Source organism: Aminiphilus sp. (genome assembly GCF_029975095.1).
Classification (GTDB): domain Bacteria; phylum Synergistota; class Synergistia; order Synergistales; family Aminiphilaceae; genus Aminiphilus.
The window spans coordinates 1-11,114 of record NZ_JARKPW010000169.1 but is presented as its reverse complement, the minus strand read 5'-3'; the positions used below and the strand labels follow the sequence as shown (position 1 = coordinate 11,114).

Sequence of the window (11,114 nt, the reverse complement as noted above, 5' to 3'; positions counted from 1 at the left end):
GTGAAGTATCTGGCTCCCGCGACGATTCTTCTGTTGGGGTTGCGCATGCACGGAATTCTTTGACGACAGCGCTGTTTTTGTGTGGAAGGCTCTGCGGAAGATCCGATTTGCCGCTCCTCTAGCGGCGTGGTATAGTCGTGCCGCGGCGTTGTTTCATGGAAAAAGCATGTTTTGCCGTGATGAGTGATGGTCCGTCTATTGTGCATGCCATGCGTGGAACCTGGACAGGCGACGGCAAGAGACGAGATCGGCAAGCGTTGACGCGGCGGAGTGGTGGTGCGGAGAGAAACAATAATTAATGCAATAGAAATTAACAAAAAACAGAAGATGGGTCTGCGCGGAATTTTGATCGATTTTCTGTGATTTCTTCAATTTCTACTGCGTAGTATTTTTTCATTTTAAAACGCCTCCAGTGAGATAAATTATTTTTAAAATAAAATTTAGCAAAACATTACTAATTGGTCGAGCGATTTGAGGGGTGATATTGAGGAACCTCTGAAGAATGCTGAGCCGGGCTTGCAAAAACGAGACACGCTCAGGTTCAAGGGAGAGAAACCATCTCTTTATCAGAGCTTACTTGAATCTTAACCTCCAGCGGGCGGTTTCCTCTTGACCCGTTCCATCCGAAACGAGTATGATCCAGGGCGGTTCATCCATTCCACCTTCGGGAGACTCGACGAATGCGCCTCTTCTGACGAGCGGGACACGCACCGGCAGCTACGCATGTTTTTCCGGCCCCTCCGGGCCGTCTTTTCGTGTCCCCTCCTCCTCGTCTTTCAAGGCGGCTCTGCCGCCACATCTCCGTTTCGCCTTCCCGGGTTTCGTTCGCTCGTGCGCTGTCCATTTTCTTACCCGGTTCCAGTGTGCTCTCCGCTTTTCGCACTCCGCCTCGGGAAGGCCTTTGCCTCCGGTTCGCCGCGGCATGGCGGAATGTGCGCGTCCAGGGACTCCGTTCCTACGAGCGGATTTCCCTGCGGTGCCGGGAGGAGGCAGTGTCCCCGCCGGGCGGGGAGAATGGAGAGAGTTCATGGCGCTTCTCCTGCGCAATGTGTCCTTTCGTTTCGATACGGCGGAAGCGTTTCTCTTCCGCGAACTGTCCATCGATTTCCACGGGGGATGGACGGGAATTCTCGGCGCCAACGGGTCGGGCAAGACCACGCTTCTGCGGCTGGCTGCAGGAGAACTGTCGCCGTGCGAGGGACAGGTGCTCCGAAGGGGGCGGGTTCTGCTCTGCGAGCAGCGAACGGAGGAGATGCCGCAGCGGTTTGCCGCGTTCCTCGGGTCCGGCGATCCCGAGGTCTTTCGTCTTCGGGGAATGCTCGGCATCGAGGATACCTGGGGCGAGCGATGGCACTCCCTGAGCTTCGGCGAGCGCAAGCGCGTCCAGGTTGCCCTGGCGCTCTGGGAGAAGCCGGAGAGTCTCCTTCTGGACGAGCCGACGAATCATCTGGATGGCGCTGCGCGGCGTCTGCTCGGCGCGGCCCTCGCCACCTACGACGGCGTGGGACTTCTCGTGAGCCACGACCGGGAGCTGCTCGACGGGCTTTGCCGGCGCTGCCTCTTTCTCGGCGCCTCCGGGCCGGTGCTCTATCCGGGGAACTACACGGAGGCCTCGGCGCAGAAAGCCCGGGACGAAGAGACCGCCCGGGCGGTCTATCTGGAGCGCCGCAGGGCGTGCAAGCGCCTGGAGGCGGAGCAGCGGCGGCGCCTGGAGGAGGCGAGCCGGAGCGACCGCAGGCGCTCCAAACGGGACCTGGACCGGCACGATTCGGACGGACGGGCGCGCATCGATCTTGCCAGGGTTTCCGGCATGGACGGCCAGGCGGGGCGGTTGAAAAGCCAGCTCGACGGGCGTCTGCGCCATCTTCGGGAGGAGGTGCGGGAAGTCCGGCCACCCAAGGAGCGGGAGCTGCGGTTTTGGCTCTCCGGAGCGGTCTCGCCCCGCAACCGCATCCTCGATCTTCCCGAGGGTCGCCTCGATCTCGGCGGAGGGCGGACACTGTACCTGCCGAGGCTGGAACTCGGCTCCAGGGACAGGGTCGCCCTGGTCGGTCCGAACGGGTCGGGCAAGAGTACTCTGGTGCGCCACCTGCTCCGGCGGGTGCAGCTTCCTCCGGAGCAGGTGCTCTTTCTCCCCCAGGAACTCTCGGGGGAGCAGCTCGGGCGTCTCGCCTCGGAGGTCGCGCTCCTTTCTTCGGCGGAGCGGGGATTGGTGATGACCGTGGTGAGCTGTCTCGGTTCCCGGCCGGAAAGCCTGCTCGCTCCGGCGGCTCTCGGGGAAGGCGCCGACGTGCCCGTTCCGAGCCCGGGGGAGGCCAGAAAGCTGCAGCTCGCCCTGGGGGTGATTCGGGTGCCCTCCCTGGTCGTTCTGGACGAGCCGACGAATCATCTCGATCTCCCCGCGGTGGAACTGCTCGAAAACGCTCTTGCCTCCTGTCCCTGCACAATGCTGCTCGTGAGCCACGACCGGCGTTTTCTCGAGGCGGTCACGGAGAGCTGCTGGCGCATCACCCTGGGTCCGGACGGAAACTCCTTGCTTGAGAAGGGCGCGGCCGCGTTGCTCCGGAAGGCCTTCTGACGCCGGTGAAGCGCTGCGGGCGGGCCGGTCCGGTGGGGGCCTCCGGTTTGTCGGGGCCGGATTGCCCCCCGGAAGGGGGCGTGCTATGGTTCTTTGCAGCCACCCGACGAGGAGGAAATGTTCATGGAGCGAGGCGACCGGAAACGCACGCGCGCAGGCAAAGCCAGAGGAAACGCGCCATCCCCCGTCCGCGGGGAACGGCGATCTCAAGGATGGCGGTTGCTCTCTTCTGCTCTTTCGGGGCCAGGGGTTGGAATCCGGCGTGCGGAAGGGTGTCCCTGTTCCGGACGGAATGTCGCCTCTTCTGCCGGAATGCTTCCCGCGGAAGGTGGGAGCCGTGAATCCACCGGAGGTGTGCGGTGAGGGCTTCGCTGCGGATCCTCCACACGTCGGACTGGCACCTCGGGCGGGCGCTCTACGGACGGAAGCGCTACGAGGAATTCGAGGCATTTCTCTCCTGGCTTGAGGCGACGATCCGCCGGGAACGTGCGGAGGTGCTCCTCGTGGCGGGGGATGTGTTCGACTCCACCGCGCCGAGCAACCGCGCCCAGGCACTCTACTACACGTTTCTGTGTCGCGTGGCCGGATCGTGCTGCCGCCACGTGGTGCTCATCGGAGGAAATCACGACTCGCCTTCGTTTCTCGACGCCCCGAAGGAATTGCTGCGGGCGCTTCGCGTCCACGTGGTGGGCGCGATTTCGGGAGATCCCGCGGAGGAGGTACTCCTCCTGCGGGACGAGGCGGGAGTTCCGGAGCTGCTGATCTGTGCCGTCCCCTTTCTGAGGGACCGGGACATCCGCACCGTCGAGGCGGGGGAGAGCCCCGACGAGAAAGAGCGCAAGCTCGCCCAAGGCATCTGTGACCACTATGCCCGGGTGTGTTCCCTGGCGGAGCGGAGACGGAAGGAGGCCCGGGCGGAAACGGGCGAGGAGCTTCCCCTGGTGGTCATGGGACATCTCTTCGCCGCCGGAGGAGAGACCGTGGAGGGGGACGGCGTGCGCGACCTCTACGTGGGCTCTCTTTCGGCGGTGACGTCGTCGATTTTTCCGGAGTCCACGTCCTATGCGGCGCTGGGGCACCTCCATGTCCCCCAGCGGGTGGACGGTTCGGAGAGGTTCCGCTACAGCGGCTCCCCGCTGCCGATGGGCTTCGGCGAGGCGGGGCGGGAAAAAAGCGTCTGTCTCGTGGAATTCTCCGGTGCGGCGGCGACGGTGACGCTTCTGCCCGTGCCGTGCTTCCGGCGTCTTGAACGTCTTCGGGGCGGCCGTGAGGAGATTCTCTCCGGGGTCGAAAGGCTTGCCGCGGAGAAGGAGTCGATCTGGCTGGAGGTCGTCCTCGAGGGTGATGGTGCGGTGGGAGACCTCCGGGAGCAGCTTGAGGAGGTCACGGCCGGAACGGGGCTGGAGATTCTCCGGATGAAGGACGGGAGGATGCTGGAACGCGCCCTGGAGGGACTCTCCGAGGAGACGCTCGACGACCTGGATGAGGAGGACGTGTTCGGGCGCTGTCTGGAGAGCCGGAGGGTTCCCGACGAACAGCGGCCGGAACTGCTGCGGACCTACCGGGAGACTCGGGCATCCCTCGACGGAGAGGACTCCCGGGCGGAATAGCGGACGGGGAGGAAGCGGACGATGCGGATACTCCAGGTGCGTTTCAAGAATCTGAACTCCCTCTTGGGGGAATGGGAGATCGACTTCACCCACCCCGCCTTCACCGCCGACGGTCTCTTCGCCATCACCGGCCCGACCGGCGCCGGCAAGAGCACCGTTCTGGACGCGCTCTGCCTTGCCCTCTACGGGCGGACTCCGCGCCTGGGCAAGATCACCAAGAGCGGAAACGAGATCATGTCCCGACAGACCGGAGAATGTTTCGCCGAGGCGACCTTCGAGACTTCGGCGGGAAAAGGAGCCGGATCTGGTGGCGCGGAGGCCCGCCGATTCCGCTGTGTCTGGAGCCAGCACCGATCCCGCAGGCGGTCCGACGGGGAGTTGCAGGCTCCGAAACACGAGATCGCCGACGCGGTGTCCGGAGAGGTGCTCGAGAGTTCGATCACGGGCGTGGCGGCGCGTATCGAAGCGGTGACGGGCATGGATTTCGACCGCTTCACCCGGTCCATGCTCCTCGCCCAGGGGGGTTTCGCGGCTTTTCTGCAGGCTCCTTCGGACGAGCGGGCCCCCGTGCTCGAACAGATCACGGGGACGGAGATCTACTCCCGGATTTCCGTGCGCGTCCACGAGCGCCGCGCCGAGGAGCGGGCAAAACGGGATCTTCTCCGGGCCGAGCTGGAGGGAATGCGCCTGTTGCCCGAGGAAGAGGAGGCGCGCCTTCGAGTGGAGCTGGAGGAACGCTCCCTCCGGGAGAAGGACATGAGCAGGCGGATCGAGGCGGACAGGGCTGCCGTCGTCTGGCTGGATGGAGTGGCACGCCTTGAGGCGGAGTTGCGGGTGATCGACGAAGCGGAGAAAGCGCTGCTGGACCGGTGGGAGCAGTTTCGCCCCGAGGCGGAACGGCTCTGTCGCGCCGAGGATGCCCTGGAGCTCGCCCCGGAGCACACCGCCCTCATGTCTCTTCGGGAGGAGCAAAGGCGGGACCGGGACGTTCATGCAGCGTCGCTGAAGACACTTCCGGCACTGGAGGAGGAGGTTTGTCTCGCCGCCGAGGCGCAGCGCCGCAGTAAAGAGACGCTGGACGCGGGCAGAAAGGCCCTGGCCGAGGCGGTGCCGCTTCTTCGGGCCGTGCAGGCCCTGGACCTGCGGATCCGGGACAAGGAAGGCCCCGTCGGTGCCGCTGAAGAGGCCCTGGCGGAGGGAGAAGCCGCCCTCGACGCTCTTCGCGACAGGGACGGGATGGAACGGCGTCTTCTCGGAGAACGCCAGGGCGCCCTTGAGGCTGTTCGCTTCCACCTTGCCAGAAGCGCGGCGGACGAGAAGCTCGTGGAGGAATTTCCCGTGCTCCGGGATCGGTTCGACGCGCTCCGCACTCTGGACGGAAAGGGCCGCGAGGGGACGGAAAAACTCCGGGCCGCCGCCCGGGAGCTGGAAGAGGCCCGAACCGCCCGGCGAAAGCGGGACGAGACGCTGGCGGCGCGAAGGGCGGAGTACGAGACCGCCCGGGGCGCTTTCGATGAAGCGCGGCGTGCGCTGGAGAGCCTTCTCGCCGGTCGCAGGATGTCGGACTGGAGAAAGGATCTCGACGAGGAAAAAGAGCGAAGACGCCTCCTCGAAGACGTCGTCGGAACACTGCATGCCCTGGAAGAGGCACGTCGGCGGACGATGGAGCTGCGTCTTCTGGAGGACGCGGCGCAAACCCGTTGCGGGGGGCTCGACGGGGAAATTGCGGCGGCGTCGGTGCGGCAGACGGCACTCGAAGCGGAGTCGGCCCGACTGGAGGAAGAACTCGCCTCGCTGAGGCGGATCGCGGATTTCGAGACGGAGCGGCATCGCCTGCGAAAGGGTGAACCCTGTCCCCTCTGCGGCGCCACGGAACACCCCTTCGCTGCGGGGGTCGTTCCCGTTCCGGATGAGGCCGCCGCGGCGCTGCTCTCTCTCAGGAACGAGCTTCAGGCCGCGGGGAAGGCTCTCGCGGATCTCCGGGTCGCCCGTGCGGAGGCGTCGAAGGATCTGGAGCAGGCGGAAACACGACGACGGGAACGCGACGAGGAAATCGCCCGGCAGGAGGTCCGGCTTCGGGAGGAATGGGCCGCGCTCTCCCCGGAAGAAAAATGCCCGGAGGGACCTGGAGCGGAGGCACTGCTGGAGCGCCTTGCCCGGGAGATCCGGGAGCGGTTTGAGGAGACCTTCCGGGTCGTGCAGGCCGCCGAGGAGGCGGACGAGCAGTGTGCCACCCTGCGGGAGAGCCTGGAGAAGGCCCGGGAAAATCTTGTCCTGGAGGAGCGCTTTGGCGGGGACGCCGCACACCGCGAGGAATCGGCGGAGCAGACGGCGGTCCGGGCGGAGGCCGAGGCGCGGGAGGCCGCCGTGCAGCTCGACGAGGCGCGGCAGCGGGTGCTTCGCGACCTGGCGCCCTACGGCATCGGCGATCTCGCGTCCGATCCGGAGGAGTGGGAGGCGGTGCTTCGGGACCTGGAGGAGCGTCGGGTGCACTGGAATGCCCGGCAGGAGGAAAAGGGTGTACTGGAGAAGGAGATCGCCTCCCTCGAACTCCGGATCGACCAGCGGAAGGAGCAGATTCACCAGGCCGTGGAGGAGGTGGAGAAGCGGCGGCGGCATCGCGACGAACTTCTGCGGGAACGGAAGGCCCTGGAGGAGGAACGGCGGGAGCGCTTCGGCGACGGAGATCCCGACGCGGAGGAACGCCGCCTCGGAGAGGCGTTGAAGGCCCTGGCGGCGGAGTTCGACACGGTGCGTGCCAGGTCGGACGAAGCGGTGCACGCGCTTGGCGGAACGCGAACCAAAATCGCCGAGACGGAAAACGCCATAGCGGAGCGGGAGAAAGTGCTGCAGGCCCGGGAGACCGCCTTTGTCCGCCGTCTCGACGGAGCCGGTTTTGCCGACGAGGACGCCTACCTGGCGGCGCTTCTGCCCGAGGAGGAGCGGAAGGAACTGCAGGGGCGGGCCCGTGCGCTGGCGGAGGAGCGGGTCGCGCTGAACGCGAGGAGACGGGAGAAGGCGGAGCGGCTGGAGGAGGAGGAGCGCCGGGAGGCGACCGACCGCTCCCGGGAGGATCTCCTTCGTGAGCTGGAGGAGCTGGAGCGGGACGTGAAAATCCTCCGGGAGGAACTGGGCGGCATCGCGCAGAAGCTCAGGGAGAACGAGACCGCGAGGGAAATGGCCCGGGACCGCCGTGCGGCACTGGAGGCGCAGGAGAAAGAGTGCTTCCGCATCGAGGCCCTGCACGACCTCATCGGGTCCGCGGACGGGAAGAAGTACCGGAACTTCGTCCAGTGCCTCACCTTCGACATCCTCATTTCTCACGCGAACCGGCAGCTCCGGAAGATGACCGATCGCTATCTCCTGGTCCGCAACGACGGGCAACCTCTGGAGCTGGATGTCATCGACGCCTACCAGGTTGGGGAGCGACGGTCCACGAGAAATCTCTCCGGAGGAGAGAGCTTTCTCGTCAGCCTCGCCCTGGCTCTCGGCCTGTCTCGCATGGCGAGCCGAAACGTCCGGATCGACTCCCTCTTTCTCGACGAGGGGTTCGGCACGCTGGACGAGGACGCCCTGGACACGGCCCTCCAGACCCTCGCGGAATTGCGGCAGGACGGCAAACTCATCGGCGTCATCTCCCACGTTGCGGCCCTCAAGGAGCGTATCGCCTCCCAGATCCGGGTCTTTCCGCTTTCCGGAGGCCGGAGCGGACTCTCCGGCCCCGGATGCAACGGGGGGCTTCCGCGATGACAACCGACTGAACCGCCTGGAAGTTCTCGCCGTTCCGACGGAAAAAAAGAGCGTTGCCGCAGTGAAAAAGCTTATTCCTGGTGCGGCAGTGAAGGGATGGCTTCTTCGACGGGTTTTCGCTCGATGCGGACCTTCAGGATGCGCTGCCCTCCCACCTTTGCGACGGAGAAGAGGAATCCGCCCCAGGCGACGGCTGCTCCCTGCTCGGGAAGGGTCTTGAACTGCTCGTAGAGCCAGCCGCTGAGGGTCGAGGCCTCGCTGTCCGGCATGGTGTCCAAATTGAGGTGTTCGTAGAAGATGTCCTCCAGGTAGACATCGCCGCTCACGAGATAGACGTTCTCCTCAAGCTGTGTGAAAGACTCCTTGATGTCGTCGTGCTCGTCCCGGATCTCTCCCACCAGCTCCTCCAGAATGTCCTCCACGGTGAGAATTCCCGAGGTGCCGCCGTACTCGTCGAGGACGATGGCCATGTGCGTCCGGTTGGCCCGGAAGATGCGCAGCGCGTCCATGAGGCTCGCGCTTCCCGCGAGGAGGACCGGGCGCTTGATGACGGAGCGCAGGTTCGTCTCTTCCTGCTGAAAGACCCGGCGCATGTAGTCCTTCACGTGAAGCACGCCGATGATGTTGTCCAGCGTGCCTTCGTAGACGGGAACGCGGGAGTACTGGTTTTTCACCAAAAGCGCCCGCACCCTCTGAGGTTCCTCGTCCACGTCGAGGGCGAACACGTCCACCCGGGGTGTCTGGATCTCCCAGACCTCCAGCTCGTTGAAGTTCACCGCGTTCTCGATGAGCTCCCGCTCCGCCTGGGGGAGCACCTGCTCCTCTCCCATGGTCTCCAGGATGTGGAGCAGTTCGTCGTGGGTGACGCTGGGCTGGGGGCGCTGCCCCGCGGAGCGCCATCGCCCGAGGAAGGCCGAGAAGGACATGATGCACCAGGTGAGGGGGTGGAGGAGGCGCACGAAAAAGCGCAGGACCGGTGCGGCGCCCAGAGCGAAGGACTCGGAGCAGTCCTTCACGTAGGACTTGGGCAGCACCTCGCCGAAGAGGATGATGAGCACCGTCATGAGCACCGTCGCGTAGAGAGCCCCGATGGGGCCGAAGAGAAGGGCGAGTACGGTGGAGGCGATGGCGGTCATGAGAATGTCCACGATGTTGCCCCCCACGAGGATGGTGGAGATGGTGCGGGAGAAGTCCTGCAGCAGGAGCATGGCCCGCCCGGCGCCGGTGCGTCCCTCTTCGACGAAGCGTTTCATCCGGATTTTGTTGATGCTCGAATAGGCCATCTCCGCCGCGGCGAAGAACGCCGAAAGGAGAAAGAGGAAGAGAAAGAGAAGCAGAAGCGTGAAAATGCCGGAGCCTGCCATGACGGTCCTCCCGAGTCGAAGTGATGTTCCGTTTTCGTATCGCTCCATTATAGCCCAGAAAGAGAAGGATTTCGGCGGGTGTTACGGAATTGTGCGAAGAAAAGCGCCTCTCGACGTGCACGAAAAAGGCCCCCGGAGGGGGCCGTCGGAGGCGCGTTCTTTCAGAGCAGGCGCTTTCGCCAGAGCCAGAGGGCGGACAGGGCGGACACTCCAAGGGAGAGGAGAGTCACGACGGCGAAGCCGTTGGGCGATTCCTGAAAGGGAACGGGGACGTTCATGCCCCAGAAGCTCGCGATGGCCGTGGGCACTGCGAGAATGATGGTCACGGAAGTGAGGAACTTCATCACCATGTTCAGGTTGTTGGAGATGATGGAGGCGAAGGCGTCCATCATGCCCGCCAACACGTTGCCGTACATCTGCACCATCTCGAAGGCCTGGTTGTATTCGACCTGCACGTCCTGAAGCAGGTCCTCGTCCTCCTCGCGGATCTTCACCGTCTCCCGCATCTGGCCGTTCTGGAAGAGACGCAGCAGTTTGTCCACCACCATGCGGTTGGACCGAAGGGCGGCGGTGAAGTAGGTGAGCCCCTTTTCCAGGTCGAAGAGCTGGTAGAGTTCCTCGTTGCGCATGGACTTGCGCAGGTGCGCCTCGATCTCGTCGGAGCGGCGGTTGATCTGTCGCAGATATTTCAGGAACTGGGTGGCCGTCTTGTAGAGGATCTGCAACAGAAAGCGGGTCCGCTTGTAGGTGCAGAAACCGTTCATGGAGACCACGCTTCTGGGCAGGATCTCTCCCTGTTCCAGACAGACCGTGACGATGAAGTCCGGCGTGAGGATCACCCCGAGGGGGACCGTGTCGAAGTCGTGGCTTCCCGCCGCCTTGGCGACGTTGATGATGACCAGGAGAATGTTCTCGTCGGATTCGATGTGGGATGTTTCCTCCGGGTCGAGCGCCGCGGAGAGAAAATCCACGGGAATTCCCGCCACGGCGGAAAGCGCGGCGAGTTCCTCCGCCGTGGGTGCGGCGGCGTTGATCCAGCAGCCGGGTTCCACGGCAGGAAAATCGAGCTGGCGGATACCCCGGTCTTCAGTCTTGAAAATGGTGATCATGACGGCCCCCCCTTTTCCGCTCACCCTCCTGGAAACGCAGACAAAATGTACCGCTGCGCAGGAGACGAACGGCTGTTTCGGTATGAGATTGATGGAGCTGTATCGGGGATCGGGGAAAGGGGGGTGCTGCAAAGAACCCGCAGTGTACGGGCGGAGAAAGACTCCCTTTCCCGATCCGGCGCCGCCGGACCGGGAAAGAGTGCGTCCGTGCGGCGTCAGTGCGAAGTACGGTTCGTGAAGCGGCAATGCAGAGGTTTACTCGAACTGTCGCCTTCCATAACGGGATGTCACTCCTTCTGGGCGTGTATGCCCCTGAAAGCACACAAAAAAGGCGAAGAACTTTTCGCCATATCTATCATAGCTCGTCTCGGAAAAAGGGGCAAGGGGCACGCCTAAGAATTCAAAACCTTTCCTTGAACCTTCGGGATGAATCGGTACAACGGCGTTCCGGGTCGGAAAAAGAACGAGGATATAATGGAAGGCACGCCGGAGACGGCGAAGCTGGAGCGGAGGTGTACTGCGTGAGACGAGTGTTTGTGGCGATGTTGTTGAGTGTGATGGTGCTTCTGGCCGGTGCCGGCAGTGTGCCCGGGGCCGAGCTGAAGGCGGCCCTTGTCGTAGCCGGGGCTCTCGGGGACCGGTCCTTCTACGACAGTGCCGAAACGGGACTCTCCAGGGCCGGTGCGGAGTTCGCCATTCCCGT

Annotated in this window: 5 protein-coding genes and 1 pseudogene; 4 read left to right on the top strand and 2 right to left on the bottom strand. The window is 64.2% G+C overall.

The genetic code is table 11. The features are described from left to right. Window positions 1-1,027 precede the first annotated feature (1,027 nt). The 3 genes from Q1K49_RS10445 to Q1K49_RS10435 all read left to right on the top strand — a co-directional run bounded on the left by Q1K49_RS10445 (window position 1,028) and on the right by Q1K49_RS10435 (window position 7,938). On the top strand, window positions 1,028-2,578 hold the full coding sequence (locus tag Q1K49_RS10445; protein WP_300525810.1) for an ATP-binding cassette domain-containing protein: 1,551 nt from the start codon (window positions 1,028-1,030) through the stop codon (window positions 2,576-2,578). A 359-nt stretch (window positions 2,579-2,937) separates the two neighbouring features. Further along, the gene (locus Q1K49_RS10440; RefSeq protein ID WP_300525808.1) at window positions 2,938-4,188 is read left to right on the top strand and encodes an exonuclease SbcCD subunit D C-terminal domain-containing protein; all 1,251 of its coding nucleotides are present in this window, start codon (window positions 2,938-2,940) and stop codon (window positions 4,186-4,188) included. A 21-nt stretch (window positions 4,189-4,209) separates the two neighbouring features. After that, window positions 4,210-7,938 (top strand): AAA family ATPase, encoded by a 3,729-nt coding sequence (locus Q1K49_RS10435; RefSeq protein ID WP_300525806.1) that lies wholly within the window; start codon window positions 4,210-4,212, stop codon window positions 7,936-7,938. Between the two features lie 71 nt (window positions 7,939-8,009). Here Q1K49_RS10435 and Q1K49_RS10430 read toward each other — a convergent pair whose 3' ends face one another. Both Q1K49_RS10430 and Q1K49_RS10425 read right to left on the bottom strand, forming a co-directional pair. After that, window positions 8,010-9,302, bottom strand: a complete 1,293-nt coding sequence (locus Q1K49_RS10430; RefSeq protein ID WP_026368112.1) for a hemolysin family protein — start codon at window positions 9,300-9,302, stop codon at window positions 8,010-8,012. Between the two features lie 161 nt (window positions 9,303-9,463). Next, window positions 9,464-10,411, bottom strand: a complete 948-nt coding sequence (locus Q1K49_RS10425) for a magnesium transporter CorA family protein (protein WP_026368111.1) — start codon at window positions 10,409-10,411, stop codon at window positions 9,464-9,466. Window positions 10,412-10,932: 521 nt separating this feature from the next. On the opposite strand from Q1K49_RS10425, the pseudogene Q1K49_RS10420 reads away from it, so the two are divergent. After that, a pseudogene (locus Q1K49_RS10420) lies at window positions 10,933-11,114 on the top strand (BMP family ABC transporter substrate-binding protein); the annotation flags it as partial.

Coding starts and splice junctions, on each gene's coding strand:
- Q1K49_RS10445 (WP_300525810.1), top strand. CDS start 1,028: ATGGCGCTTCTCCTGCGCAATGTGTCCTTTCGTTTCGATACGGCGGAA.
- Q1K49_RS10435 (WP_300525806.1), top strand. CDS start 4,210: ATGCGGATACTCCAGGTGCGTTTCAAGAATCTGAACTCCCTCTTGGGG.
- Q1K49_RS10430 (WP_026368112.1), bottom strand. CDS start 9,302: ATGGCAGGCTCCGGCATTTTCACGCTTCTGCTTCTCTTTCTCTTCCTC.
- Q1K49_RS10425 (WP_026368111.1), bottom strand. CDS start 10,411: ATGATCACCATTTTCAAGACTGAAGACCGGGGTATCCGCCAGCTCGAT.